Annotated in this window: 24 protein-coding genes; 12 read left to right on the forward strand and 12 right to left on the reverse strand. The window is 64.1% G+C overall.

Going from position 1 to position 26,961, the window contains the following annotated elements; all coding sequences use genetic code 11:
* Nucleotides 1-9: 9 nt before the first annotated feature.
* Genes GWQ44_RS05955 through folE2 form a run of 3 tightly spaced genes read right to left on the reverse strand, consistent with a single transcriptional unit; the run spans nt 10 to nt 2,437 of the window.
* A complete protein-coding gene (locus GWQ44_RS05955; protein ID WP_179599020.1) occupies nt 10-876 on the reverse strand; it encodes a metal ABC transporter permease in 867 nt (288 codons plus the stop codon).
* Nucleotides 876-1,544: an ATP-binding cassette domain-containing protein gene (locus GWQ44_RS05960; protein WP_275926865.1), complete on the reverse strand. Its 669-nt coding sequence runs from the start codon at nt 1,542-1,544 to the stop codon at nt 876-878. The genes GWQ44_RS05955 and GWQ44_RS05960 overlap by 1 nt, the downstream gene beginning before the upstream one ends.
* Nucleotides 1,544-2,437, reverse strand: coding sequence for a GTP cyclohydrolase FolE2 (gene folE2 / locus GWQ44_RS05965; RefSeq protein WP_103740647.1), 894 nt, complete (start codon nt 2,435-2,437; stop codon nt 1,544-1,546). Before folE2 ends, GWQ44_RS05960 begins: the two co-directional genes overlap by 1 nt.
* 128 nt (nt 2,438-2,565) lie before the next feature.
* Between folE2 and GWQ44_RS05970 the strand changes: the two genes are divergently transcribed.
* Entirely contained in the window at nt 2,566-3,789 is a 1,224-nt protein-coding gene (locus GWQ44_RS05970) for an N-acetylmuramoyl-L-alanine amidase (RefSeq protein WP_275926866.1), read from the forward strand.
* 116 nt (nt 3,790-3,905) lie between these two features.
* Here GWQ44_RS05970 and GWQ44_RS05975 read toward each other — a convergent pair whose 3' ends face one another.
* Nucleotides 3,906-4,286, reverse strand: coding sequence for a glutamine synthetase (locus tag GWQ44_RS05975; RefSeq protein WP_275926867.1), 381 nt, complete (start codon nt 4,284-4,286; stop codon nt 3,906-3,908).
* A gap of 120 nt (nt 4,287-4,406) precedes the next feature.
* Here GWQ44_RS05975 and dksA point away from each other — a divergent pair, with 120 nt between their 5' ends.
* The 4 genes from dksA (at nt 4,407) to GWQ44_RS05995 (ending at nt 7,826) form a co-directional block, all read left to right on the forward strand.
* The gene (gene dksA / locus GWQ44_RS05980; RefSeq protein WP_103740644.1) at nt 4,407-4,811 is read left to right on the forward strand and encodes an RNA polymerase-binding protein DksA; all 405 of its coding nucleotides are present in this window, start codon (nt 4,407-4,409) and stop codon (nt 4,809-4,811) included.
* Between the two features lie 30 nt (nt 4,812-4,841).
* Complete coding sequence (gene zigA / locus GWQ44_RS05985) at nt 4,842-6,050, forward strand: zinc metallochaperone GTPase ZigA (RefSeq protein WP_275926868.1); 1,209 nt, start codon at nt 4,842-4,844, stop codon at nt 6,048-6,050.
* On the forward strand, nt 6,050-6,757 hold the full coding sequence (locus GWQ44_RS05990; RefSeq protein ID WP_275926869.1) for a DUF1826 domain-containing protein: 708 nt from the start codon (nt 6,050-6,052) through the stop codon (nt 6,755-6,757). The genes zigA and GWQ44_RS05990 overlap by 1 nt, the downstream gene beginning before the upstream one ends.
* 106 nt (nt 6,758-6,863) lie before the next feature.
* Nucleotides 6,864-7,826: a CobW family GTP-binding protein gene (locus GWQ44_RS05995; protein ID WP_275926870.1), complete on the forward strand. Its 963-nt coding sequence runs from the start codon at nt 6,864-6,866 to the stop codon at nt 7,824-7,826.
* 7 nt (nt 7,827-7,833) lie between these two features.
* On the opposite strand, the gene GWQ44_RS06000 is transcribed toward GWQ44_RS05995, so the two are convergent.
* Nucleotides 7,834-8,226: a DUF3301 domain-containing protein gene (locus GWQ44_RS06000; protein ID WP_060841807.1), complete on the reverse strand. Its 393-nt coding sequence runs from the start codon at nt 8,224-8,226 to the stop codon at nt 7,834-7,836.
* A 117-nt stretch (nt 8,227-8,343) separates the two neighbouring features.
* Between GWQ44_RS06000 and pdxY the strand changes: the two genes are divergently transcribed.
* Entirely contained in the window at nt 8,344-9,216 is an 873-nt protein-coding gene (gene pdxY / locus GWQ44_RS06005) for a pyridoxal kinase PdxY (RefSeq protein WP_016966276.1), read from the forward strand.
* 21 nt (nt 9,217-9,237) lie between these two features.
* Here pdxY and GWQ44_RS06010 read toward each other — a convergent pair whose 3' ends face one another.
* Nucleotides 9,238-10,632: an APC family permease gene (locus tag GWQ44_RS06010; protein WP_016966277.1), complete on the reverse strand. Its 1,395-nt coding sequence runs from the start codon at nt 10,630-10,632 to the stop codon at nt 9,238-9,240.
* A 264-nt stretch (nt 10,633-10,896) separates the two neighbouring features.
* Nucleotides 10,897-11,382 carry an acyl-CoA thioesterase gene (locus GWQ44_RS06015; RefSeq protein WP_016966278.1) on the reverse strand — a complete coding sequence of 162 codons (486 nt, stop codon included), beginning with the start codon at nt 11,380-11,382 and terminating at the stop codon, nt 10,897-10,899.
* A gap of 287 nt (nt 11,383-11,669) precedes the next feature.
* On the opposite strand from GWQ44_RS06015, the gene GWQ44_RS06020 reads away from it, so the two are divergent.
* Nucleotides 11,670-13,433, forward strand: coding sequence for a cation:proton antiporter (locus GWQ44_RS06020; RefSeq protein ID WP_275926871.1), 1,764 nt, complete (start codon nt 11,670-11,672; stop codon nt 13,431-13,433).
* 53 nt (nt 13,434-13,486) lie between these two features.
* Here GWQ44_RS06020 and GWQ44_RS06025 read toward each other — a convergent pair whose 3' ends face one another.
* From GWQ44_RS06025 to uvrD, 4 genes are all read right to left on the reverse strand, one after another.
* Nucleotides 13,487-13,894 carry an SMI1/KNR4 family protein gene (locus GWQ44_RS06025; protein WP_007927598.1) on the reverse strand — a complete coding sequence of 136 codons (408 nt, stop codon included), beginning with the start codon at nt 13,892-13,894 and terminating at the stop codon, nt 13,487-13,489.
* Nucleotides 13,895-14,030: 136 nt separating this feature from the next.
* On the reverse strand, nt 14,031-14,906 hold the full coding sequence (locus tag GWQ44_RS06030) for a Tim44 domain-containing protein (RefSeq protein WP_047306692.1): 876 nt from the start codon (nt 14,904-14,906) through the stop codon (nt 14,031-14,033).
* A 181-nt stretch (nt 14,907-15,087) separates the two neighbouring features.
* Nucleotides 15,088-15,528, reverse strand: coding sequence for an EamA family transporter (locus tag GWQ44_RS06035; protein ID WP_047306691.1), 441 nt, complete (start codon nt 15,526-15,528; stop codon nt 15,088-15,090).
* A 117-nt stretch (nt 15,529-15,645) separates the two neighbouring features.
* Complete coding sequence (uvrD, locus tag GWQ44_RS06040; protein ID WP_275926872.1) at nt 15,646-17,829, reverse strand: DNA helicase II; 2,184 nt, start codon at nt 17,827-17,829, stop codon at nt 15,646-15,648.
* A 247-nt stretch (nt 17,830-18,076) separates the two neighbouring features.
* Here uvrD and GWQ44_RS06045 point away from each other — a divergent pair, with 247 nt between their 5' ends.
* From GWQ44_RS06045 to GWQ44_RS06055, 3 genes are all read left to right on the forward strand, one after another.
* Nucleotides 18,077-20,941, forward strand: coding sequence for an EAL domain-containing protein (locus GWQ44_RS06045; protein ID WP_275926873.1), 2,865 nt, complete (start codon nt 18,077-18,079; stop codon nt 20,939-20,941).
* A 167-nt stretch (nt 20,942-21,108) separates the two neighbouring features.
* Nucleotides 21,109-21,975, forward strand: a complete 867-nt coding sequence (hexR, locus tag GWQ44_RS06050) for a transcriptional regulator HexR (protein WP_011064325.1) — start codon at nt 21,109-21,111, stop codon at nt 21,973-21,975.
* 185 nt (nt 21,976-22,160) lie between these two features.
* Nucleotides 22,161-22,373, forward strand: a complete 213-nt coding sequence (locus tag GWQ44_RS06055; RefSeq protein WP_016966283.1) for a hypothetical protein — start codon at nt 22,161-22,163, stop codon at nt 22,371-22,373.
* Here GWQ44_RS06055 and GWQ44_RS06060 read toward each other — a convergent pair.
* Complete coding sequence (locus tag GWQ44_RS06060; protein ID WP_047306689.1) at nt 22,315-23,277, reverse strand: LysR family transcriptional regulator; 963 nt, start codon at nt 23,275-23,277, stop codon at nt 22,315-22,317. The two genes, GWQ44_RS06055 and GWQ44_RS06060, sit on opposite strands and share 59 nt — an antisense overlap.
* Nucleotides 23,278-23,467: 190 nt before the next feature.
* Between GWQ44_RS06060 and GWQ44_RS06065 the strand changes: the two genes are divergently transcribed.
* Together GWQ44_RS06065 and oadA are read left to right on the forward strand one after the other, a co-directional pair.
* Nucleotides 23,468-24,883, forward strand: a complete 1,416-nt coding sequence (locus GWQ44_RS06065; RefSeq protein WP_047306688.1) for an acetyl-CoA carboxylase biotin carboxylase subunit — start codon at nt 23,468-23,470, stop codon at nt 24,881-24,883.
* Between the two features lie 98 nt (nt 24,884-24,981).
* A complete protein-coding gene (gene oadA / locus GWQ44_RS06070) occupies nt 24,982-26,790 on the forward strand; it encodes a sodium-extruding oxaloacetate decarboxylase subunit alpha (RefSeq protein ID WP_275926874.1) in 1,809 nt (602 codons plus the stop codon).
* Nucleotides 26,791-26,961: the final 171 nt, after the last annotated feature.

The following is a 26,961-nucleotide window of genomic DNA, read 5'->3' on the forward strand; positions in this document are numbered from 1 at the left end:
GGAAACACCTCATGGGGATGTGAGCAAAGGCGGGCGGTGCAATAGGCCGTGCACCGGACCAAACACCACGGACAGCAGGTAGAGGCCGCCGGCCACCAGGACGATGGCCGGGCCGCTGGGCAACGAGTAGTGGAACGACAGCAACAGGCCGAGCCACACCGACAGGCAGCCGAGCACGGCGGCGATGCCCAGCAGCCTCGGCAGGCGCCGGCTCCAGAAGCGCGCGGCGGCGGCCGGCAGCATCATCAGGCCGACCACCATCAGCGCACCGATCGCCTGGAAACCCATCACCAGATTGAGCACCACCAGGGTCAGGAACAGGCCGTGGGCCAGCGGGCCCAGGCGGCTCACGCTGTGCAGGAACAACGGGTCGAGGGTGTCCAGCAACAGGGCCTTGTAGATCAGGGCCAGGGCCAGCAGGCTGCAGGCCGAAACCAGGAGCATGGCGTTGAGAGTCGGACCGTCCACCGCCAGGGCCGAGCCGAACAGCAGGTGCAGCAGGTCCAGGCGTTTGCCCGCCAGCCCGAGAAGCAGCACGCCGCTGGCCAGGGAAATGGGATAGATGGCGGCGATGCTGGCGTCTTCCCGCAGGCCGGTGCGGCGGGTGATCCAGGCGGCCAGCCCGGCCATGCCCAGGCCGGCGCCGAGTCCGCCGAGGGTCAGGGCCGGCAGGCTGAGGCCGGCCAACCAGAAGCCCAGGGCCGCACCGGGGAGAATGCCGTGGGCCACGGCGTCGCCGATCAGGCTCATGCGCCGCAGGATCAGAAACACCCCCAGAGGCGCGATGCTGCAGGCCAGGACCAGTCCGCCGAGCAGCGCCCGGCGCATGAACAGGAACTCGCTGAAGGGCTGCCAGAAATGCGCGGCGAACTGCATCAAGCCACCTGCGTCTGGACGGGCGCGGCAATCAGTTCGCGGCTCGGCGCGTAGACGCAGCCGGTGCTTCTGATCAGCAGGGCCTGGGGGATGTGCTGGCGGACCGCGGCCAGGTCATGGCAGACCAGCAGCAGGGTCCGGCCCTGGGCATGCCAGGCGTGCAGTTGCTGCCAGAGCAGGGCCTGGCCCGCTTCGTCGAGGGCGGCGTGGGGTTCGTCCAGAAGCAGCAGGGGGGCGTCGGTGAGGCTCATCCGTGCCAGCAGCGCACGCTGCAATTCGCCGCCGGACAAGGCCATCAAAGGGCGTTGTTCCAAACCGCTCAGGTGCCAGGCGGCGAGGGCGGCCTGGAGCTTGTCCCGGCGGCTTTTCGCGGGTTCGCGCTGGCCCCAGAACCCGGCGGCTACCAGCTCTTGCAGGCTGATGGGAAATTGCCGGTCCAGCGTTTGCTGTTGCGGCACGAACGCCAGGCCACCCCGTTGCGGAATGGCCCGTTCGACCTTGCCGGCCAACGGCTTTTGCAGCCCGGCCAGGACTTTCAGCAGGCTGCTCTTGCCCGAGCCGTTGGCACCGATCACCGCGCTCAGGCTGCCGGCGGGCAGGTGCAGATCCAGCGGTGGGGTCAACGGCTGGCCCGGCGTGCCCCAGAGCAAAGCGTGGCAGCGCAGCATCAGGCCTCCCAGTTCCAGCGACTTTCCGCCACGGCGTCATGGGCGTGCAGGCTTTCGGCATGCACCACCCGCAGGTGGAAGGCGTTGATGCCGGGGGAGCGGCGCAAGGCCAGATGCAGGCGGCGGGCGGCGTCTTCGCAGAACATCAGGTTCTGTCCGTTGGCCAGGGCAAAGGCTTGTTCATCGGCGCGTTTGACCGCGGTCTGCACGGCGGTGCCCAGGGCGCTTTCCGCGTCGTTGATCAGCGCTATCAAAGGCAGCTCATCGAGGAAATCGTCCAGGCGCAGGCGCAAGTGGGCATTGCTGCGTTGGCTGTGGGGCGTGGCGACTATGCCTTGGGTCGAACCGAGCCAGGCCAGGACATCCGCGTGCTGCAGCGGCCGGTTGGCGAAGTCCTCGACAAATTGCTGTTGGATCAATTGCCGCGAAAGGGCTGCCGAGCAGGGACAGGTGGAGGAATACGGCACGTCGATTTTTAGTTCCACGTGGAACATCGCGTTGTTCAAGCGTGCCTCGATGCTCAGCGGATAGCGCTTCCAGCCGGCCAAAGGGCTGACCAGGGCCGGGCGTTTGAGCAGCAGATCCACGTGCAGGCGCAGGTAGGCGCTGTGAGCCAGGCCGTCATGGCTGTCGAGAAAACGCTGCAAGAGCCGGCGCAGCAGCGCCGGGTTGAGGTTTTCCTGTTCGAGCATTTCCAGGGCCAGGTACAGGCGCGACATATGAATGCCCCGCGCTTCGCCATCGTCGAGGCTGACACCGGCGTCGGCCTTGGCCGCGGTTCGCTGGCCGTCGATCACTACAGGTAAGGCAATGCCGCACATGCCCACCCATTCCAGAGGCAAGGCTTGGCTTGAGGCCTGCGCGGCGATATCCGGCAGAGTCAGCGCGTTCATGGACAGGTCCGTCGTGGGAAATAATTCGACATGTTATATTATAACAATACGTTCGATGGGAAGTTTTTCCTCGACGGTTGTTCATCCTGCCTTGTGAGTACGGACGCTCCTTTTTTGCGGTGTTTGCCATGCACAGACGTCAATTGCTCAACCTGCTGTTGGCCGGTACGGCCCTGATGTTGCCCTGGAGTGTTAGCGCCGCGCAGATTCGCAATGCCCGGCTGTGGAACTCGGCGGACAAAGTGCGCCTGGTGCTCGATCTGAGCGGGCCGGTGCACTACAAGACCTTCAGCCTCAGCGCCCCGGAACGCCTGATCATCGATCTCAGCAGCGCTCGCCTGGGGAGCGACTTCAGCCAGCTGAACCTGGCCAACACACCGATTCGCGCGATCCGCTCCGGGCCTTTTGGCCAGGGCGACACGCGGATCGTCCTTGACCTGACTCAGCCGCTGCAGCTCAACAGCTTTCTCCTGCCGCCCCAGGATGGGCAGGGGCACCGGCTGGTGCTGGACCTGTCCGCCCCCGGCAAGGCAGCGCTGCCGATCGCTGCGGCCGGCGCAGCCCTGGCCAAGCCCGAGGCGGCGCCGGGCAAGCCTCATCCCAAGCGCGACATCATGGTGGTGGTGGACCCTGGCCATGGCGGCAAGGATCCGGGCGCGGTCGGGGCCAAGGGCGAGCGGGAGAAGGACGTGGTGCTGGCCATCGCCCGCTTGCTGGCCAAGCGGCTCAAGCGCGAGAAGGGATTCGACGTGAAGCTGGTACGCAACGACGACTTCTTCGTGCCGCTGCGCAAGCGCGTGGAGATAGCCCGCAAGCACCAGGCCGACCTGTTCATCTCGGTGCATGCCGACGCGGCGCCGCGTCTCACGGCGTCCGGTGCTTCGGTGTACGCCCTGTCCGAAGGCGGCGCGACATCGGCCACCGCGCGCTTGATGGCGCAGCGGGAAAACGGCGCCGACCTGCTGGGGGCGAGCACGCTGCTCAACCTCAAGGACAAGGACCCGATGCTGGCGGGGGTGATCGTGGATATGTCGATGAACGCCACCATCGCCGCCAGCCTGCAACTGGGCAGCACCGTGCTGGACAGCCTGTCGGGGGTCACCACCTTGCACCAGAAGCGTGTGGAACAGGCGGGTTTTGCGGTGCTCAAGTCACCGGACGTACCGTCGATCCTGGTGGAAACCGGCTTCATCTCCAACAGCCGCGACAGCCAGCGCCTGGTCACCGCGCGGCACCAGCAGGCGATTGCCGATGGCCTGTTCAACGGCCTGCAGCGCTACTTCGAAAAGAACCCGCCGGTCAACAGCTACCTGGCCTGGCTGCAGGAAACCAGGATCACCCGCCCCGTGTAGGAGCCGGCTTGTCGGCGAACAGGTCAGTGAATGGCGCGCCGTTTCCAAGGATGCCTTCGCTGGCAAGCCAGCTCCTACAGCCGCCGGCGCCTGCACTTGGCGCGGTGTTGGGGCGGCTAGCAACCGCTGATGCGACTGCAGGTGAACTGGGCGCGGCTGCCGCCGGAGCTGGAGAAGCGATTGCGGGTGGTCCAGCCCACGCGCTGGCTGTAGCCCACCCAGGCCTCGCCATCGGAAGCCAGGCCGGTGAAGAAGGTCAGTTGCCCGTAACGGCTGTTGGTCTGCACCCAATAGCGTTTGCCGATCACCTCGAACCCGCGCAAGTAGGTGGTGCTGCCTGCCGTGGCGACGCTGTAGGCATTGCCCAACAGATCGACGCAGGCCAGCAGGGTGGCGCTGCGGGTGCAGGTGGCCAGGGGGTTGGGCACGGCGGCACCGGCGTGACCGGCAAACGTCAGGATCAGGCTTGAAAGCAGGAGCGGCAGGGCGAGGCGCATGGCGATTCTCGTGATGGCAGGGACCCAGCATCGCGCCCTTCGTCGCGGGCGGCAAGGGAGGGTTGGCTAATTTGTGTTGTTATAATATAACATTAAATAAAGCCTGATCCGTGACCCGCCATGACTGAACAAGAGCTCCTCGCCGAACCCCAAGCCCATTACATGAACGACGCCCAACAGGGCTTCTTCCGCGAACGGCTGCTGGCCCAGCGCACTGAGCTGCAGGAACGCATCGCCGCGGAATTCGACCTACTGCGCGAACAGGAACCCCACAGCGATCCCGCCGACATCGGCAGCGCCGAAGAACAGCGGCAATGGCAACTGCGCCTGCTGGAGCGGGAAAAGAAGCTTCTGGACAAGATCGACGAGGCCCTGGAGCGCCTGGCCCGTGGGGAATACGGCTGGTGCGCCGACACCGGCGAACCCATTGGCCTGCAGCGCCTGCTGCTGCGGCCCACCGCCACCCTGTGCATCGAAGCCAAAGAACGCCAAGAGCTGCGCGAACGCCACCAACGGGCGCTTTGACCCCGCCGCGAACCTGATGAGGAAACACCCATGACCGAGCGACTTCCCGTTACCGTGCTGTCCGGCTTTCTCGGCGCCGGCAAGAGCACCCTGCTCAATCACGTCCTGCGTAATCGCGACAACCTGCGGGTGGCGGTGATCGTCAACGACATGAGCGAGATCAACATCGACGGCAGCGAGGTGCAGCGCGATGTCAGCCTCAACCGCGCCGAAGAAAAACTGGTGGAAATGAGCAACGGCTGCATCTGCTGCACCCTGCGCGAAGACCTCCTGGAGGAGGTGGGCAAGCTGGCCCGCGACGGGCGTTTCGACTACCTGCTGATCGAATCCACCGGGATCTCCGAGCCGTTGCCGGTGGCGGAAACCTTCACCTTTCGCGATGAGTCGGGCCAGAGCCTGGCCGATATTGCCCGTCTCGACACCATGGTCACCGTGGTCGACAGCATGAACTTCCTGCTGGACTACCAGGCCGCGGAAAGCCTGGCCAGCCGCGGTGAAACCCTGGGCGAGGAGGACGAGCGTTCGATCACCGACCTGCTGATCGAGCAGGTGGAGTTCGCCGACGTGATCCTGGTCAGCAAGATCGACCTGATCAGCAGCGCCGAACGCCAGGAACTGCTGGCGATCCTGGCGCGGCTCAACGCCCAGGCGGAGATCATCCCCATGGTCATGGGCCAGGTGCCCTTGGCCAAGATCCTCAATACCGGGCGTTTCGACTTTGAACGGGCGGCCCAGGCGCCGGGCTGGCTGCAGGAACTGCGCGGCGAGCATGTGCCGGAAACCCAGGAATACGGCATCGCTTCCACGGCCTACCGCGCCCGGCGACCCTTTCACCCGCAACGCTTCTTCGACTTCATCAACCGGCCCTGGGTCAACGGCAAGCTGCTGCGCTCCAAGGGCTTCTTCTGGCTGGCCAGCAAGTACCAGGAGGCGGGTAGCTGGTCCCAGGCCGGGGGCTTGATGCGCCACGGTTTCGCTGGGCGCTGGTGGCGCTTCGTGCCCAAGCAGCATTGGCCCCAGGACGAGGAAAGCACCGCCGCGATCCTGCACAACTGGACCCCGGACACCGGCGACTGCCGCCAGGAACTGGTGTTCATCGGCCAGAACATCGACTTTGCCCGGCTCTGCGCCGAGCTCGACCTGTGCCTGCTGGATGACGATGAAATGGCCCTGGGGGTCGAGGGCTGGAGCCTGATGAGCGACCCGTTCGGGTCCTGGCATGAAGAGGAGGCGGCCTGATGCTGACCCTGAGTTCCCCGGTGACTCCACTGAGCCTTCCATTGGCGGCCAAGCGCCTGCTGCGGCCTTGTGCGGTGCCGCAGGTTTCGCGGCGCGCGGCCATTGGCCAGACCCCAGCAGTGCTGGCCGAGGTGCTGGACGATGAGGTCAACCTCGGTCTGTGGCAGCGCCAGTTGCCGGCGCACATCGAGGATTTCGGCGAGTTGCTGTTGTCCCTCAATGAGCCATTGGCCGAGTCCCTGTCCCTGGAACTGCCGGATGAGGATTGCCCACCGAACCTGCAGGGCCTGGCGTCGGGCTTCCGTGATTTGCACGGTTATAACGGCTTTATCGCCGACGTTTCCTGGCTGGTCAGCGCCTTTGCCTGCCTGTTGGGCGCCAAGCGCGTCGGGTTGCGCCTGCGGGTGCTGGACAAGGCCATGTGTCCGCGTTTTCACGTCGACCATGTGCCGGTGCGCCTGATCACCACCTACGCCGGGATTGGCAGCCAGTGGTTGCGCGAGGGCGCGATGGATCGCCGCCAACTGGGGCAGGCCGCGGCCGAACCCAGGGACCCAGCATTGATCCAGCAGATCGGCGCTGGTGAGGTGGCACTGTTCAAGGGTGAGAAGTGGCATGGCAACCAGGGCTTCGGGCTGATTCACCGTTCGCCGCAACCGGCGCCGGGGGAGCGGCGGCTGATCCTCACCCTTGATTGGCTGGGATGACCCGCCAGCGTTCGCGGGCAAGCCCGCAGCTACGGCGGTCGGCGGATTTTCGTCACGACCGGGAAGGGCGTAGCATCACCTCACAGGCTTTCCGGACCCCCTTCCCATGCTGCAGAACATTCCCACCCACGTGATCGCCGGCCCCCTGGGCGCCGGCAAGACCAGCCTGATCCGTCATCTGCTGAGCCAGCGCCCGGCCGCCGAGCGCTGGGCGGTGCTGATCAACGAGTTCGGCCAGATTGGCCTGGACGCGGCCTTGCTGACTCGCGATGAAGACGGCATCGCCCTCGGCGAGGTCGCCGGTGGCTGCCTGTGCTGCGTCAACGGCGCGCCGTTTCAGGTTGGGCTTGGGCGGCTGTTGCGCAAGGCCAAGCCGGATCGGCTGTTCATCGAGCCGTCCGGCCTCGGCCACCCGGCGCAACTGCTCAAGCAACTGAGTGTTGCGCCCTGGCAAGGCGTGCTGGCGTTGCAGCCCTGTGTGCTGGTGCTGGATGCCCAGGCCCTGGCCGCCGGCAAAGCGCTGCCCCAGGCCCAGCAGGACGCCCTGGCCAGCGCCGGCTTGCTGGTGTTGAACAAGGACGAACTGCTCAGCGACAGCGATCGGCTGCGGGTGCTGGAGCAGTTGCCGGATATTCCCCTGTTCTGGACCCGCCACGCCGCCTTGCCCCTGGCCGAGCTGCCGGGCCTGGAGGTCAGCGCCGGGGCGGCGCTGGAAGAGTTGGATGTTCCTCAGGGACTGGCACAGTTACCGGCGTTGTGGAGCGATCCACAGCAGCCGATCTGCCTCAGTCAGTCTCAGCAGGATGGCTGGAGCATTGGCTGGCGCTGGCACCCGAGCCAGCGCTTCGATCTGGTCCGGGTCGAGCACTGGCTGCAGAACCTCGACTGGCGTCGGGCCAAGCTGGTGATCCACAGCGACGAAGGCTGGCGCTCGGGCAATGGCCTGGATAATTCACCGCTGAACTGGCTGCCCAGCGAATGGCGCCGGGATTCACGCCTGGAGCTGATCTTCAGCGCCCCTCAGGACATGGCGGCCCTGCAAGCCAGCCTCGCTGCCTGCCGCCTGTAGGCGCACCTCACGGTTTGAACTTGCGATGCTCTTCGCGCCACTGGCTCAGCTCGATCACCTCGGCGCTGGGCAGCGGCTCCTTGGCCTCGAACGGATAAGGCGCCAGCTCGATATGGGCGCTGTGGGCGCCGAACTGGGTGATGGTTCCGGCGTGACGGGTTTCGCCGGTCACGGTGAACTCGAAGTTGTAGATGCGCGCCAGGCGCCGGCGGCCATTGGCGTCCTTGACCAGGCCGATGCGCTTGAGCGCGACGTTGCCGTCCAACAGCTCGATATCCAGCCGCGCGCAGTGCTGCTTGACCCGCTCCAGCGCCCGCTCGCGCAGGCCGTGGTTGTGCCACAGCCAGGCGGCGCCGGTCGCCAGCAGCATCAGCACAAAGATGTTTCCAAGGGTCAGCATGAAGGTTTGCTCCAACGAAGTGGCATCAGCTTAACTGCGTCTCCGGTCTGTCGTACAGGCTGCGTTTAGTCGCATACTGCGCGGCTTGAATTCCACCGGTTTTATGGAAAATCCTGCATGAAACGTACGCCCCACCTGCTTGCGATCCAGTCCCATGTGGTTTTCGGCCACGCCGGTAACAGTGCTGCGGTGTTTCCCATGCAGCGGGTCGGGGTGAATGTCTGGCCCCTGAATACCGTACAGTTTTCCAACCACACTCAGTATGGTCACTGGGCCGGAGAAGTGCTGGCGCCGCAGCAGATTCCCGAGCTGGTGGAAGGCATCGCCGCCATCGGCGAGCTGGGCAACTGCGACGCGATCCTCTCCGGCTACCTGGGCAGTGCGGCCCAGGGCCGGGCGATTCTCAGTGGCGTGGCGCGGATCAAGGCGGTCAATCCCCGGGCCCTTTATCTGTGCGACCCGGTGATGGGGCATCCGGAAAAGGGCTGCAGTGTACCGGCGGAGGTCAGCGACTTCCTGCTGGACGAGGCGGTGGCCATGGCCGACTTGCTGTGCCCCAACCAGCTGGAGCTGGACAGCTTCTGCGGACGCAAGCCGCAATCGCTGTTCGATTGCCTGGGCATGGCCCGTTCGCTGCTGGAGAAAGGCCCCAAGGCGGTGCTGGTCAAGCACCTGGACTACCCGGGCAAGCTGGCGGAAGGCTTCGAGATGCTGCTGGTGACCGCCGAGGGCAGCTGGCACCTGCGGCGTCCGTTGCTGGCGTTCCCCCGGCAGCCGGTGGGCGTGGGCGACCTGACTTCCGGGCTGTTCCTGGCCCGGGTGCTGTTGGGCGACAGCCTGGTGGCGGCGTTCGAATTCACCGCCGCGGCGGTGCATGAAGTGCTGCTGGAAACCCAGGCCTGCGCCAGCTACGAGTTGGAGCTGGTGCGGGCCCAGGATCGCATTGCCCATCCACGGGTGCGGTTTGAAGCGACGCCGATCGGCTTCTGATGGCGACCGGCGTGCAGTGACTCAGGCCTGCTCGGAGAACTGCACCGTCGGCGCCGGCTGCCGGAAGCCCCGGGTGTGCGCCGCCAGGTACAGCACGCCCAGGGCGAACCAGGCCAGGCCGATTCCCAGGGTCAGGGCCGAGAGGCTGGTCCACAGCCAGACGATCAGGCCAAAGCCGATCAACGGCAGCAGGCCGTACTGCAGCAGTCGTGCCCCGGTGCGCGGCTGACCCTGGCCCAGATGACTCTTGATCACCGCCAGATTGACCACCGAAAACGCCACCAGCGCGCCGAAGCTGATCATCGACGCCAGGGTGGTCAGGTCGATGACCACCGCCAGCAACGACACCAGCGATACCAGGACAATGGCCACCACTGGGGTCTTGTAGCGCTCGGACAAGGTGCCGAACACCCGTCGCGGCAGGATGCCGTCGCGGCCCATGCTGAACAGGATGCGCGACACCGAGGCCTGGGAGGCCAGGGCCGAGCCTGCGGCGCCAGCGACATAGGTGGCGGTGAAGAACATCTCCAGGAAGCGTCCGCCGGCGTGCAGCATCACTTCGCTGGCCGCCGAGTCGGCGTCCTTGAAGCTGCTGCCGGGGAAGGCCAGCTGGCTGGTCATGGCCAGCAGGATGAACAGCAGGCCGGCGCCCAGGGTGGTGATGACGATCGCCCGTGGGATGTCCCGGCGCGGGTCGCGGGTTTCCTCGGCCAGGGTCGATACCGCGTCAAAGCCGAGGAATGACAGGCACAGCACCGCCGCCCCGGCCATCAGCGGCAACAGTCCGCCCTGACTGCCGTCGCCGACCCAGGGCGCGCTCAGGTCCAGGCTCTCGGCCCCGGCCAACTGGCGCATCACCAGGGCCACGAACACCACCACGAAGACCATCTGCGCACAGACGATCAGGTTGCTCATGCTCGACACCGAGCCGATGCCGCGAATGTTCAGCAGCGTCACCAGGCCGATGGTCGCCACCACGAAGACCCAGGCCGGCACGGCGGGAAAGGCCAGGTTGAGGAACAGACCGATCACCAGGTAGTTGATCATCGGCAGAAACAGGTAATCCAGCAGCAGCGACCAGCCGGCAAGAAAGCCGATGCCCGGGCCGAAACTGAGGCTGGCGTAGGAATAGGCCGAGCCGGCAATCGGGTATTTTTTGACCATGACGCTGTAGGACAGGGCGGTGAAGAGCATGGCCAACAGGGTGACCACGTAAGCAGCGGCGGTGCGTCCGCCGGTGATCTGGGTGACCACGCCGTAGGTGGTGAAGACGGTCAGCGGGACCATGTACACCAGGCCGAAGAACACCAGGGCCGGCAGCCCGAGGATGCGTCGCAACGAGGTGCCCTGGGCACTGTGGGTGAAATCGCCGGGGGCGAGGGCGGGATTGTCGGAGAGTGTATTGGCGCTGGGCATTGTTATTGTTCTCACGCGTTCGTGGGTTCGAAGGCTCCCCAAACGGGGAGTGCGCTTGTGCCTTGCCCATCGATTCTGGCAGCGGTGCCCCTGGGGCATAACTCTCTATGTGGTCAAAAAGGGATGGATGTGGCCATTCGGGATGACCGCAGAAGCCTGCTGGAAAATGCGCGAGGGCAGGCAGCGGAGCGCTGAAGGCGCTGGGGAGGGTGACGCGGGGAGGACCGTCCGTGGTCCTGCTGAATCAGCGATGCAGCGGGGGTATCAAGGACCGTCGGCCTTGATTTCCTGGTAGCGCTTTTCCAGTTCCTGGCGGATCTGCCGGCGCTGCTGGGCCTGGATAAAGCGCCGCTTGCCGTCGGCGGTTTCGGGCTGCAAGGGCGGCACCTGGGCCGGTTTGCGCTGGTCGTCCACCGCCACCATGGTGAAGAAGCAGCTGTTGGTGTGGCGCACCGAGCGCTCGCGGATGTTCTCGGTCACCACCTTGATCCCCACTTCCATGGAGGTGTTGCCGGTGTAGTTGACCGAGGCCAGGAAGGTCACCAGTTCGCCGACATGCACCGGCTCGCGAAAGATTACCTGGTCCACTGACAAGGTCACCACGTAGCGACCGGCATAACGGCTGGCGCAGGCATAGGCGACCTCATCGAGGTACTTGAGCAGGGTGCCGCCGTGCACATTGCCAGAGAAATTGGCCATGTCAGGGGTCATCAATACCGTCATCGACAGCTGGGCGTTTCCGGGTTCCATAGCACGCTCACGGTTCTGGGCAGGGGTTGCTGGAGCACCTCTGCGGGTGCTGGGTTCAAGGTTTTCAAACCATCGATAACGGGACGCCGGGCCGGGCCACGCCGTCACGCCCCGGGGGATCTGTTTCCTAATATTGCACCGCCTTGCCGCCGGAAGTCGCGGTGTTAACCTGCAAAACACCCGTTCCAGGGCTTTTTCCGACACTCCTTAAGGATTTTTCCTACTGCCGATCAGAGCTTTCTAATTAGGCGATCTGCGCCGCCCAGCTTTCAAGGAGAACCCTGGCCATGCATGCCATCAGCTTCATTCAGGACCTGGCCGTGATCATGTTGGTCGCAGGCGTGGTGACCATTCTCTTTCATCGACTCAAGCAACCGGTGGTGCTGGGCTACATCGTCGCCGGCTTCCTCATCGGCCCGCACACGCCGCCCTTCGGCCTGATCCACGACGAACAGACCATCAAGACCCTGGCCGAGCTGGGGGTGATCTTCCTGATGTTCTGCCTGGGGCTGGAATTCAGCCTGCGCAAGCTGTTCAAGGTGGGGGCCACGGCCTTTATCGCGGCCTTTCTGGAAATCGTCCTGATGATCTGGATCGGCTACGAGATCGGTCGCTGGTTCGATTGGAGCACCATGGATTCGCTGTTCCTCGGGGCGATCCTGGCCATTTCCTCCACCACCATCATCGTCAAGGCACTTAATGACCTGAAGATGAAGAACGAGCGCTTCGCCCAGCTGATCTTCGGCGTGCTGATCGTCGAGGACATCCTTGGCATCGGCATCATCGCCTTGCTGTCGAGCATCGCGGTCAGCGGCACGGTGAGCTCCGGCGAGGTGTTTTCCACGGTCGGCAAGCTCTCGCTGTTCATGATCGTGGCCCTGGTGGTGGGCATTCTGCTGGTGCCGCGCCTCTTGGCCTACGTGGCCAGGTTCGACAGCAACGAGATGCTGCTGATCACCGTGCTGGGGCTGTGTTTCGGTTTCTGCCTGCTGGTGGTCAAGCTGGAGTACAGCATGGTCCTGGGGGCCTTCCTGATTGGCGCGATCATGGCCGAGTCCCGTCAGTTGCTGAAGATCGAGCGCTTGATCGAGCCGGTTCGCGATCTGTTCAGCGCGATCTTCTTCGTCGCCATCGGTCTGATGATCGATCCGCAGATCCTCCTGCAATACGCCTGGCCGATTGCGGTGATCACCGTGGCGGTGGTCCTGGGCAAGCTGTTTTCCTGCGGCATGGGTGCCTTTATCGCCGGCAACGACGGCCGAACTTCGTTGCGCGTGGGGATGGGCCTGTCACAGATTGGCGAGTTTTCTTTCATCATCGCCGCCCTGGGCATGACCTTGCAGGTCACCAGCGACTTTCTCTACCCGGTGGCGGTGGCGGTATCCGCCATTACCACCTTGCTCACGCCCTATCTGATCCGCGCGGCCGATCCTTTGTCGTCGAAGTTGGCGGGGGTTGTGCCCCAGCGCCTGAGCCGGGTGCTGGGGATGTATGGCGAGTGGCTGCGCAGCATCCAGCCCCAGGGCGAGGGCGCTTTGCTGGCATCGATGATCCGCAAGATCCTGCTGCAGGTGGGGGTCAATCTGGCGCTGGTGGTGGCGATCTTCTTTGCCGGCGGTTATTTCGCCAGGCGCATTGGCGCTTATCTGGAGGGCTGGGTCAGTGATCCGAGCTGGCAGAAGGCATTGATCTGGGGCGCAGCCCTGCTGCTGTCACTGCCGTTCCTGATCGCCGCCTATCGCAAGCTCAAGGCGCTGTCGATGCTGCTGGCGGAAATGGGGGTCAAGGCGGAGATGGCCGGGCGCCATACCCAGCGGGTGCGGCGGGTGATCGCCGAGGTGATTCCGATCCTGTCGCTGCTGGTGATCTTTCTGCTGCTGGCGGCGCTGTCGTCGAGCATCCTGCCAACCCTGGAGTTGCTGGTGCTGATTGCGGTGGTGGCGGCAGCGGTGGCCGCGGTGTTGTGGCGCTGGTTCATCCGCGTGCACACGCGGATGCAGGTGGCGCTGATCGAAACCCTCGATCACAGCAAGGACAACGGCGGGCATTGACCTTGCCGCTCGCCAGCAGGGCGCTGGCGAGCCTGTCCGTCGCTGCAGTCGACTCAGCTTTCCAGCCAGACGTCCCGCGCCCAGTGCCACACCGATTCCCAGGATTCTTCGGTGATCAGCTCTTCTTCGCCGGACCACAGCACCACGGTGCCGTCTTCCTCGACGCAGTAGTAGTCGTCGCCGTCCTGGCAGATCGGGATCAGCTCCCGCGGCACGCCCATGTCCCAGGCGGTGGCGGCCACTTCCGGCAGGTAGGTGTGGGATTGCGGGTCGGTGACGGTGACCGGTTCCAGGCTGCCGTAAACCACATCGCTGACGGTCAACAGGAACTCTTTGAAGACGAACGGGATATTGATGAACAGCTGTTCCTCAATTTCCACCAGCAGGTCTTCGTCCGGCAGTTCCAGGGGGACGGGTACCGGTTCGTTGGCTTCTCGGAGTTGTTCGATGACTTCTTCCACGGCCTGGGTCCTCTTAGCTCTATGGCGCGGTTGTTTGACGGCGGTTTATACAGTAGCTCGCTATAAGTGCAATCGTGAAATGCAAAACCCCGACTTGAGTCGGGGTTTTGCCTTACTGCTGTGACAACGGCATGAATCAACCGTTCTGGCGGATACCTGCCACGAGCCATGGCTGGTTGTCGCCCTGGGCGCGTTCCATGTTCCAGCTTTCGCTGAACACTTCGCCCTGGTCGAAGCGCGAAGTCTTCGATACACCGCTGAAGGTCAGGGTGGCGATGGTCTTGTCGGCACGGTCATCCACGCCTTCCAGTTGCACTTGCAGGTTGTCGATGTAGGTGGACTGGAAGCCGTCGCCCAGATCGGCACGTTCCTGCTTGAGGAACTGCAGCATCTGCGGGGTCACGAACTCGGCGATCTTGTCCATTTCATTGGCGTCCCAGTGTTGCTGCAGGGACTGGAAGTGGTTGCGCGCCGCTTCAATGAAGCGCTCTTCGTTGAACCAGGCCGGAGCGTTGATCACAGGACGCGCGGCAGGTGCTGCCGAGCCACCGAAGATCGAGCCGCCAGCCGGTTGCTGAGGTTCGAACGCCTCGCGCTGCATGGGCGCGTGGCCGGCTGGAGCGAACTGCTCCTGCTGCTTGCGACGGCGTGCGGCGATGAAGCGGAAGATCACAAAGGCGATGACCGCCATGATCAGGATGTCGAAGATCTGCATGCCCTGGAAGCCGCCGCCCATGAACATGGAGGCCAGCAGACCACCGGCGGCGATGCCGGCCAGAGGGCCGAGCCAGCGCGAAGCGCCACCGGCCTTGGCCGCGGCACCTGCAGCACCGGCTGCGCCAGCGGTGGCGGCAGCGGCAGGCGCGCCCGGAGTGGCCGGGGCCGCCTGGCGAGTCTGGTGGGTTGGGGCAGCGCCGGCGCTTTTGCCGCCACCGAAGCGCTTGGCGTTGGCGTCGAGGCTCATCGTCAGGCCGATGCACAGCGCCATGGCGATGCTAAGAAAACGTTTCATAAAGGGGGTTCCCATTTGTGGATGGCACGCGCGCCATATTGCACAGGTGAAGTGTCAGTGGCGAGCGGCATAATGTTTCGGGCTTTTGCCTGACAGGCTCGGTTCAGCTCCGTTCGCCGGCATGCTCGCCGATAGGTTTTTTGTCCTCAAGGACGCGGCTTTGGTTCAATCCCGCCGCCGTTCAGCGACGCAGTGCCAGCAGCACGACGCCAGCGGTGATCAGGCCGATTCCGCCCCATTGCCGCAGATCGAGTTTCTCTCCCAGCAAGGCCACGCCGATGAGGGCCACGAACACCACGCTGAGCTTGTCCACCGGTGCTACCAGGGAAGCCGGGCCGAGTTTCAGGGCGCGGAAATAGCACAGCCAGGAGGCCCCGGTGGCCAGCCCGGACAGCAGCAGGAACAGATAGCTCTTGGCGGAAATCGATCCCAGGGACTGATATTGGCCCGTTGCGTACAAAATCAAGGCCAGGCTGACCAGTACCACCACGGTGCGCAGCAGGGTGGCGAAATCCGAGTTGACGTTTTCTATCCCGACTTTGGCGAAGATCGCCGTCAAAGCGGCGAAAGTGGCCGAGAGCAGCGCCCAGAATGTCCACGAAGAAAAAAAGCCTGAACCCATGTTCGCGCTGCCTTTTCTGCACTGACTGGAGGAGCCGGCTTGCCGGCGAAGAGGCCCGGGAGCCGATCTTCGCCAGTGAGATTCGCTGGCGAGCCAGCTCCTACGGATCGTGTGGGGTTAGATGGCTTCCAGCTTGGCGTAGCCGAGCATCAGCCATTTGCTGCCTTCGCTGAAGTTGACCTGGACCCGGGCCTGGGCGCCGGCGCCTTCGAAGTTGAGGATCACCCCGTCGCCGAACACCGAGTGCCGCACGGCCTGGCCGAGACTCAGGCCGGTGTCCGGAATCTCGCTGCCGCCGAACAGGCTGCTGGTGCTCTGCGACTGGCCACCGCCGAAAGGCCGGCTGACGCTGTTGGACAGGCGCACTTCCTGGATCAGCCCCTTGGGCACCTCGCGGACGAAGCGCGACACCTTGTTGTAGGTTTCGCTGCCATATAGACGACGGGTTTCCGCATAGGTCATCACCAGGTTCTGCATGGCCCGGGTGATGCCCACGTAGGCCAGGCGGCGTTCTTCCTCAAGACGGCCGGGCTCTTCCAGGCTCATCTTGTGCGGGAACAGGCCTTCTTCCATGCCCACCAGGAACACGTAGGGGAACTCCAGGCCCTTGGCGCTGTGCAGGGTCATCAGTTGCACGCTGTCTTCGTGCTCGTCGGCCTGGGTATCGCCGGCTTCCAGGGAGGCGTGGCCGAGGAAGGCCGCCAGCGGCGTCAGGTCCTCGTCTTCTTCGCTGTTCTCGAAGTTGCGCGCGGCGCTCACCAGTTCCTCAAGGTTTTCCACCCGGGCCTGGCCTTTCTCGCCTTTTTCCGCTTCGTGGTAGGCGATCAGCCCGGACTGCTCGATCACCGTCTGGGTCATCAGGTGCAGGGGCATGTCCAGGGTCTTGGCGGCGAGGTTCTCGATCAATTCGATAAAGGCCCCGAGGGCGCCCGCGGCGCGACCGGTCAGGCCTTTATTGGCCACCAGCTGGCGCATCGCTTCCCACATCGAGACATCGCTGTGGCGCGCGTGTTCGCGGATGGCTTCGACGGTTTTCTCGCCGATGCCCCGGGCCGGCACGTTGATCACCCGCTCCAGGGCCGCGTCGTTGCCACGGCCTTCCAGCAAGCGCAGGTACGCCATGGCGTTCTTGATCTCGGCCCGTTCGAAGAAGCGCTGGCCGCCATAGATGCGGTACGGAATGCGCTCGCGCAGCAGGGCCTCTTCCAGCACCCGGGACTGGGCGTTGGAGCGGTAGAGAATGGCGATGTCGCTGCGGGCCAGGCCGGTCTTCAGCGCGCTTTCGATGGTTTCCACCACATAGCGGGCTTCATCGTGCTCGTTGAAGGCGGCGTACAGGTTGATGGCTTCGCCGTCGCCGCCGTCGGTCCACAGCTCCTTGCCCAGGCGCCCGGTGTTGTTGGCGATCAGGGCGTTGGCGGCCTTGAGGATGCCGGCGGTGGAGCGGTAGTTCTGCTCCAGGCGGATCACTTCGGTGTCCGGGAAATCGGCGGAATACTGGTGGATGTTCTCGATTTTCGCCCCGCGCCAGCCGTAGATCGACTGGTCGTCGTCGCCCACCACCATCAGGCTGTCGCCACCCTGGGCCAGCAGTCGCAGCCAGGCGTACTGCACGGCGTTGGTGTCCTGGAACTCGTCCACCAGCACGTGGCGGAAGCGCTTCTGATAGTGCGCCAGCAGGCCCGGGTGGTCGCGCCACAGGTCCAGGGCGCGCAGCAGCAGCTCGGAGAAGTCGATGACCCCGGCGCGCTGGCAGGCGGCCTCGTAGGCCTCATAGATGCTGCGCATGGTGGCCAGGAACAGGTCGCCGCTGGCCTGGATATGTTGTGGGCGCAGGCCTTCGTCCTTCTGCCCGTTGATGAACCACTGGGCCTGGCGGGCCGGCCAGCGTTGCTCGTCCAGGCCCAGCTCGCGGATCACCCGCTTGACCAGGCGTTGCTGGTCGTCGCTGTCGAGGATCTGGAAGGTCTGGCTCAGGCCGGCTTCCTGCCAGTGGGCCCGCAGCAGGCGGTGCGCCAGGCCGTGGAAGGTGCCGACCCACATGCCGGCCGGGTTGATGCCCAGCAATTGCTCGATGCGGTGGCGCATCTCGGCGGCAGCCTTGTTGGTGAAGGTCACCGACAGGATCGAGTGGGGCGAGGCGTTCTCGACCTGGATCAACCAGGCGATACGGTGCACCAGCACACGGGTTTTGCCGGAGCCAGCACCGGCCAGGACCAACTGACGACCCACGGAGGCGGCTACGGCCTGGCGTTGGGCATCGTTGAGGGAGTTCAACAGGAGGGAGAGATCATCGCGCATCGGGGCATTCTAGGGGGCCGCGCCACCCCGGGCAAACCCGGCTTTGCATTAGCCGATAAAACAACCGCGGGTGACGACCGGTCGGTCACAGGTCGCAGCCTTCGGCGCTTCAAGTCCGGGCTGTTGCGCCGTGGATTGATGGGGGATCGGTTTTATCGATTTTATGACTTGGAGCAGTTTGGCTCGCGCCTTTGCTTGTGTATGCTCCGCCGACGTTTCGGGCTCAACCATTATAAGAACACTGCCTATGACCCATAATCCCGACCTGTCCGGACCCCTGGTGGAGCCGCGGGTTATTCTTCTGCGCTACGCCGTCGAGATAGCGGTGGAACGCACGCGTCTGCTGTATCAGGGCTCGCTGCTGCCGACCCTGTTCATGTTGCTCAATGGTCTGGTGTGCACCTGGCTGCTCTGGAGCCCGGCGCGCTATCTGTTGCTCAGTGTGTGGATGGTCTGGCTGCTGGCCCTGGTGGCCTTGCGGGTGATTCAGGTAGCGGCTTTCGATTCGGCAATCCCCAGTCGCCAGGCACAGCCGGTCTGGCAGCGCATGTTTCTCCTGGGCTCGACGGTCAGTGGCCTGACCCTGGCCTGCGCCGGCATTGCCCTGGTGCCCACCGACAACTTTCTCCAGCAGGCCTGGGTCTTCGGCCTGATCGGCGCGGCCATTCTTTCGGCCAGCGTGGCCTATGCGGTCAGCCTGCAAGCCTTTCTTTCCTTCACCTTGCCTTGCCTGCTGCCGGCGATTGCCTACCTGTTCTGGGGCGGTGACGAGCAGCAGCGGGGCTGGGGCTGGCTGGGGCTGATTCTCTTGGTGTCCCTGAGCGTGGTGGCCTGGCAGGTCAATCGCCTGATCCAGCGCGGCTTGCTGCGACGCTTTCAGAATCAGGCCTTGATCGAGCACCTGCAGGACGCCCAGAGCCGCAGCAACCAGCTCAACCGCGAGCTGGCCCGGGAAGTGGAGCAACGCCGTCGCGCCGAGGAGCAATTGCGCGAGGCCCAGGCCGGACTGGAGCAGCGGGTGGCTCAGCGCAGCCTGGAGCTGGACGCGGCCAACCAGGCCCTGAGCAAGAGCGAGGCGCGCCTGGCCCTGGCCCTGGATGCCAGTGAACTGGGCTTGTGGGACTGGAACCTGCAAACCGACGAGGTCCATCACACCCAACTCAAGGAACTGTTCGGCCTGGAGCCTGAAGACGTCACGGCGATGCTCAGCCACCTCAAGCCGCGTCTGCATCCCGAGGATCTGCCCGTGCTCAAGCGTGCCCTGGTGGAGCACCTCAAGGGCCGCAGCGAGGACTATCAGGTGGAATACCGGGTGCGCCATGGCGATGGCCGCTGGGTGTGGATCGAGGACCGTGGTCGGGCGGTGGAGCGCAGCCCCGACGGACGGGTGCTGCGCATGGTGGGCACGCGGCGCGACATCAGTGCCGACAAGGAGCTCGAAGCGCAGCGCGACCTGGCCGCCACGGTGTTCGAGGCGGCCAGCGAAGGGATTGTCATCCTGGACCCCGATTACGCCCTGATCGCCGCCAACCAGGCCTTCAGTCTGGTCACCGGCTATCAGGTCGAAGACATGCTCGGGCGCAACGTGGTGGAGCTGTCCTGCAGCCGCGACGCCCGTCGTCACTATCCGATGATTCATCAGGCCCTGGAGCAGCACGGCAGCTGGCAGGGCGAACTGGTGGAAACCCGCAAGAATGGCGAGCTTTATCCGCAGTGGCTGCAACTGAACGTCGTGCGCGACAGGCGGGGAAAAGTCCGGCATATCGTGGGCTTCTTCGCCGATCTGTCAGCCCGACGTGAATCCGAGGAGCGCATGCGCTACCTCACCCACTACGACGAGCTCACCGGGCTGGCCAACCGTTCGCTGTTCCGCGAGCGCCTGCGCGAGGCCCATCAGCGGGTGCGCCAGGGCAGCCGCAGCCTGGCCTTGCTGCACATCAATCTGGATCGCTTCAAGCTGCTCAATGACAGCCTCGGCCATGAAGTGGCCGACCAGCTGTTGCAGAAAATGGCCCGGCGGCTGGTCAACGCGCTACCGGAAGCCGACACCATCGCCCGCTTGTCCGGGGACGAGTTCGCTGTGCTGTTCGATGCCTACGGCAGCCTGTCGAGCCTGACCCGGGTGGCGACCCGCTTGCTGAGCAAGTTGCGCCTGCCGATCACCGTCGAGGGCCACGAGTTGGTGGTCAGCGCCTCCATCGGCATCAGCATGCTGCCGGACAGTGCCCGGGAGATCGCCGCCCTGGTCAGTCAGGCGAACATGGCCATGGCCCATGCCAAGCACCTGGGCGGCAACAACTTCCAGTTCTATACCGAAAGCCTGCAAGCCAGCACCCTGGAGCGGCTGCAACTGGAGAACCAGCTGCGCAAGGCCATCGAAGAACACCAGCTGATGGTCTTCTACCAACCCAAACTGTGCCTGGCCACGGGCCGCCTGAATGCTGCCGAGGCCCTGGTGCGCTGGGATCACCCGACCATGGGCCGGGTGCCGCCGGGAGACTTTATCGGTCTGGCGGAAGAAACCGGGCTGATCGGTCCCATCGGCGAATTCGTCTTGCGCCAGGCCTGCCGGCAAGCCTGTGAATGGCAGCGCCAGGGCCTGGAGCCGATTCGCGTGTCGGTCAACCTGTCGGTGTATCAGCTGCGCCAGGGCAAGCTGGTGAGCCTGGTGCGCCAGGTGCTGGAGGAGACCGGCCTGGAGCCGCACCTGCTGGAGCTGGAGCTGACCGAAAGCCAGTTGCTGGACAGTGTCGAGCACATCATTGCCACCTTCCGGCAGCTGCGCGCCCTGGGGGTGAAGCTGGCCATCGACGACTTCGGCACCGGTTACTCGTCCCTGAGTTACCTCAAGCGGATTCCGGTGGACTACGTGAAGATCGACCAGGCCTTTATCCGTGGGCTGGCCGACGGAGGCGAGGATGCCGCCATCACCCGGGCGATCATTGCCATGGCCCATGGGCTGTCGCTGAAGGTGGTGGCCGAGGGCGTTGAAGAGCCCGGCCAACTGACGTTCCTGCGGGCCGAACACTGCGATGAAGTGCAGGGCTATCTGATCAGTCGCCCGGTGAACGCCGAGGGCCTGGCGCTGCTGTTGCAGGCCCAGACCCGCTAGCCTTTATCGGCGTTCGCCACAACGGCTACATAAGGCGTACCCGGCTGAAAATGGGGGGTAGGCCGGCAACTTCGTGATGCATTGAGCAGGCAAAAAGACGATTCCTGTAGTATAACTACAAGCTTGCTACATCTCCGGCGTCAGCCAATAACAATGAGTCCAGCCCTTTGAACCTGTTGCAGCACATCGCTCAGTCACGTCATCTGTTACGCAAATCGGAACTCAAGGTCGCCGATCACGTGCTCCTTGATCCTGCGGCGGTGATGCACAGTTCCATGGCGGATCTGGCCCACAGCGTGGGCATCAGCGAACCGACCATCGTGCGCTTCTGCCGTGCCATCGGTTGCTCCGGTTTTCAGGACCTGAAGCTCAAATTGGCCCAGAGCCTCGCCGCTGGTGCCAGCTTCGGCCAGTTCGCGATCCATGAAGACGATTCCGTCGCCGACTACAGCCTGAAGATCTTCGACACCACCCTGCACACCCTGATGGAAGTGCGCGAGAAGCTCGACCCGGTGGCCTTGCAGCAGGCGGTGACCGCCATGTCCCAGGCCCAGCGCGTGGAGTTCTACGGCTTCGGCGCTTCCGGCGCGGTGGCAGCGGATGCCCAGCACAAGTTCTTCCGCCTGCTGCTGACCGCGGCGGCCTATTCCGACCCGCACATGCAGGCGATGTCGGCGGTGACCCTCAAGCCCACCGACGTGGCCATCTGCATTTCCCAGTCCGGGCGTTCCAAGGACCTGCTGATCACCGCCAACCTGGTGCGTGAAAGCGGCGCCTCGCTGATTACCCTGTGTCCGAGCCAGACGCCCTTGGCCGAGTTGTCCACGGTCAACCTGGCCATCGACGTGCATGAAGACACCGAGATCTACACCCCGCTGACCTCGCGTATCGCCCACCTGGTGGTGATCGACGTGCTGGCCATGGGCGTGGCCATGGCCCGCGGCCCGAGCCTGGTCAACCACCTCAAGAGCGTCAAGCGCAGTCTGCGCAGCCTGCGTCTGTCGCCCAAGTCGGTCAAAGCCCTGGACGACTGAGCCTCTCTGGCCGGTGATGAGGCCTCTGGGCTGCGCATCGCACTGACGGACGCCTGCGCTGGCAAGCCAGCTCCTACAGAGAGCTAGGCGCTGTGAATGTTCATCGTCCTGTAACCGACCCGCCGCCAAACCGTAACCGCCGACGTCCATCGTGAAGCTCCCGTACTCGCATTGGGAGACTCGAAATGGCCCGGCCTTACGAAGAGAGCAACAGCGCCGTCAAGACCCGTCGTCAGCAGGAAGACCAGCGCCGCATGGAATTTCGTCGTGCGATCGAACACCGCTTCGAGCTGCGTCAGTTGCAGCAGGAAATCAACGATTACCCCGAGCTTGAGGCCGTCAATTACTGGCAGGCGGCACCCGCGGCTTCCCGTCGAAGCGTTCAACCAGCCCGCTGATCTGCACCCGTTCGCTGCGGATGAATCCCAGGAACGCATGCGCTACCGGTGACAGGCGTTTGGCTTTGGCCTGCACCAGGCACCAGCTGCGAAGCAATGGCAGCTCTTCGACCGGCAATTCGATCAACCCGCCGGTCGCCAACTCAAGGTTCAGGGCGTGGCGCGTCAGCAAGGCCACGCCCAGACCCGCCCGCACACACTCACGCTGAGCTTCCGCCGACGACACTTCGAGGATCTGGGTGAAGTGCACGCGCTTCTCCTTGAAGTACTCCTCGCAGGCCAGGCGCGTGCCCGAGCCCGGCTCGCGCAGCACCAGGGTGTAGGGCTCCAGGTCCTGCAGGCGCAGCGGCCCCATGTGGCTCAGCGGGTGGTCCGGCGGCGCCACGGCGACGATCGGGTTGTTGAGAAACGGCAGGAATTCCAGCTCCATGTCCTGGGGCACCATGGACATGATCACCAGGTCGTCGCGGTTGTCCGAGAGGCGGCGGATCACCTGGGCGCGGTTGACCACGGTCAGTTGCAAATGCACTTCCGGATGCTGGCGCTTGAAGGCGGCGAACAGGTGCGGCACGAAGTACTTGGCGCTGGATTCGATGGCCAGCTTGAGCTGGCCCTGCAGCGAGCCCTGCATGTCCGAGAGCTGCATGTCGAGGTTTTCCAGGCGCCCGAAAATGTCGCGGCTGGCCCGTTGCAGGGCCTCGGCGGCTTCGGTCATGTAGAGCTTCTTGCCGACGTAGTCGAACAGCGGCTGGCCGATCAGTTCCTCCAACTGACGGATCTGCAGGCTGACCGCTGGCTGGGTGAGATTCATTTCATCGGCGGCGCGGCTGTAGGAGCGTAGATCGCAGACTTCATTGAAAATCTGCAACTGACGCAATGTCAGTCTCATCAAGGACTTACGCATTTGTGGAGTGCTCGCGCCAAGGGCTGGTGGCGTGACTATAAGTCTTTACTTATGCCCAACCCAATAATTATTGATTTTTGTTAATCCCTCTTCAGAGCTAGTGTGACGCGGCGACTGACCTGAAACATTTGGTCACGCGCCGACTCGGTCTAGCGGGTCGTTTGTTCCAACGGCTCAAGGGAACCTCCAAGTGATAAAAAAGATCCTGATCGCCAACCGTGGTGAGATCGCCGTGCGAATCGTGCGTGCCTGCGCCGAGATGGGCATCCGTTCGGTAGCGATCTTCTCCGACGCCGATCGCCATGCCCTGCATGTAAAGCGCGCGGATGAGGCCCACAGCATTGGCGCCGAGCCGCTGGCCGGCTACCTGAACCCACGCAAACTGGTGAACCTGGCGGTGGAAACCGGCTGCGATGCCCTGCATCCCGGCTATGGCTTTCTTTCGGAAAACGCCGAACTGGCAGACATCTGCGCCGAACGCGGCGTCAAGTTCATTGGCCCGTCGGCGGAAGTGATCCGCCGCATGGGCGACAAGACCGAAGCCCGTCGCAGCATGATCAAGGCCGGCGTACCGGTGACCCCGGGCACCGAAGGCAACGTCGCGGACATCCACGAAGCCCTGGCCGAAGGCGACCGCATCGGCTACCCGGTGATGCTCAAGGCCACCTCCGGTGGTGGCGGCCGTGGCATCCGTCGCTGCAACAGCCGTGAAGAGCTGGAGCAGGCCTTCCCCCGAGTGATTTCCGAAGCCACCAAGGCCTTCGGTTCGGCGGAAGTGTTCCTGGAAAAGTGCATCGTCAATCCCAAGCACATCGAAGCGCAGATCCTCGGGGACAGCTTTGGCAACGTGGTGCACCTGTTCGAGCGCGACTGCTCGATCCAGCGCCGCAACCAGAAGCTCATCGAGATCGCCCCGAGCCCGCAGCTGACCCCGGAACAGCGCGCCTACATCGGCGACCTGTCGGTGCGTGCGGCCAAGGCCGTGGGCTACGAGAACGCCGGCACCGTGGAGTTCCTGCTCGCCGAGGGCGAGGTGTACTTCATGGAAATGAACACCCGGGTGCAGGTGGAACACACCATCACCGAGGAAATCACCGGCATCGACATCGTCCGCGAGCAGATCCGCATCGCCTCGGGCCTGCCACTGTCGGTGAAGCAGGAAGACATCCACCACCGTGGTTTCGCGTTGCAGTTCCGCATCAACGCCGAAGACCCGAAGAACAACTTCCTCCCCAGCTTCGGCAAGATCACCCGTTACTACGCCCCCGGCGGTCCCGGCGTGCGCACCGACACGGCGATCTACACCGGCTACACCATTCCGCCGTTCTACGACTCCATGTGCCTGAAACTGGTGGTCTGGGCCCTGACCTGGGAAGAAGCGATGGACCGTGGCCTGCGCGCCCTGGACGACATGCGCCTGCAAGGGGTCAAGACCACCGCCGCCTACTACCAGGAAATCCTGCGTAACCCGGAATTCCGTAGCGGTCAGTTCAACACCAGTTTCGTTGAGAGCCACCCGGAACTGACCAACTACTCGATCAAGCGCAAACCCGAAGAGCTGGCCCTGGCCATCGCCGCCGCCATCGCCGCCCACGCAGGCCTTTGAATGCAGCCGCAAGCTGTCAGCGGCAAGCTGCAAGTAGAAGCCGATCGGCTTTTACTGGCGGCTTGTAGCTTGGAGCTTGCCGCTATGAGGAGATACCAATGACTAAAAAGATCTTCGTTACCGATACCATCCTGCGCGACGCCCACCAATCGCTGCTGGCCACCCGCATGCGCACCGAAGACATGCTGCCGATCTGCGACAAGCTCGACAAAGTCGGCTACTGGTCCCTGGAAGTCTGGGGCGGCGCGACCTTCGACGCCTGCGTGCGCTTCCTCAAGGAAGACCCTTGGGAACGCCTGCGCCAACTGCGCGCGGCGCTGCCCAACACCCGCCTGCAAATGCTCCTGCGCGGGCAGAACCTGCTGGGCTACCGCCACTACAGTGACGACGTGGTCCGGGCCTTCGTGGCCAAGGCGGCGGTCAACGGCATCGATGTGTTCCGCATCTTCGACGCCATGAACGACGTGCGTAACCTGCGGGTCGCCATCGAGGCGGTGAAGGCCGCCGGCAAGCACGCCCAGGGCACCATCGCCTACACCACCAGCCCGGTGCACACCATCGAAGCCTTCGTGGCCCAGGCCCAGCAGATGGCAGCCATGGGCTGCGACTCGATCGCGATCAAGGACATGGCCGGCCTGCTGACCCCTTACGCCACCGGCGAGCTGGTCAAGGCGCTGAAGGCCGAGCTGTCGCTGCCGGTGTTCATCCACTCCCACGACACCGCCGGCCTCGCCGCGATGTGCCAGCTCAAGGCCATCGAGAACGGCGCCGACCATATCGACACCGCCATCTCCAGCTTCGCCTGGGGCACCAGCCACCCGGGCACCGAGTCCATGGTCGCCGCCCTTAAAGGCAGCGAGTTCGACACCGGCCTGGACCTGGAGCTGCTGCAAGAGATCGGCCTGTACTTCTACGCCGTGCGCAAGAAGTACCACCAGTTCGAAAGCGAATTCACCTCGGTCGACACCCGAGTGCAGGTCAACCAGGTGCCGGGCGGGATGATTTCCAACCTGGCCAACCAGTTGAAAGAGCAGGGCGCGCTGAACCGCATGGGCGAAGTGCTGGCCGAGATCCCGCGGGTGCGTCACGACCTGGGCTACCCGCCGCTGGTGACCCCGACCTCGCAGATCGTCGGCACCCAGGCGTTCTTCAACGTCCTGGCCGGCGAGCGCTACAAGACCATCACCAACGAAGTGAAGCTCTACCTGCAGGGCGGCTACGGCAAGGCCCCGGGCCAGGTCGACGAAAACCTGCGGCGCCAGGCCATCGGCAGCGAGGACGTGATCGATGTGCGTCCGGCCGACCTGCTGAAGCCGGAAATGACCAAGCTGCGCGGCGAAATCGGTGCCCTGGCCCATTCCGAAGAAGACGTTCTGACCTACGCCATGTTCCCGGACATCGGGCGCAAGTTCCTCGAAGAACGTGAGGCCGGCACCCTGGTTCCGGAAGCGCTGCTGCCGATCCCTGAAGCCGGCGGCGTCAGCAAGCCGGGCGGTGAAGGCGTGCCGACCGAGTTCGTCATCGACGTCCACGGCGAAACCTACCGCGTCGACATCACCGGCGTCGGGGTCAAGGCCGAAGGCAAGCGCCACTTCTACCTGTCCATCGACGGCATGCCGGAAGAAGTGGTGTTCGAGCCGCTCAACGAGTTCGTCGGCGGCGGTGGCAGCAAGCGCAAGCAGGCCAGCGCGCCGGGCCATGTCAGCACCACCATGCCGGGCAACATCGTCGATGTGCTGGTCAAGGAAGGTGACGTGGTCAAGGAAGGTCAGGCGGTGCTGATCACCGAAGCCATGAAGATGGAAACCGAAGTCCAGGCAGCCGTCGCCGGCAAGGTGGTGGCGATCCACGTGGCCAAGGGCGACCGGGTCAACCCGGGCGAAATCCTCATCGAAATCGAGGGCTGAATTCAGGCCCTCATTTGCAACGGTTTACCTCGGGGGAGCTACGGCTCCCCTTTTTTTTGCTTTTCTGAAGTGTCATTTAATGCATTTTTTGGGAGGAATATTTTATTGAAATGCATTTTGATGCACTTATAGGCGTATTAGCTTGGAAAAACTGCAATATAATGCACGGAT

Source organism: Pseudomonas sp. 3MA1, from assembly GCF_029237275.1.
GTDB classification, from domain to species: domain Bacteria; phylum Pseudomonadota; class Gammaproteobacteria; order Pseudomonadales; family Pseudomonadaceae; genus Aquipseudomonas; species Aquipseudomonas fluorescens_AP.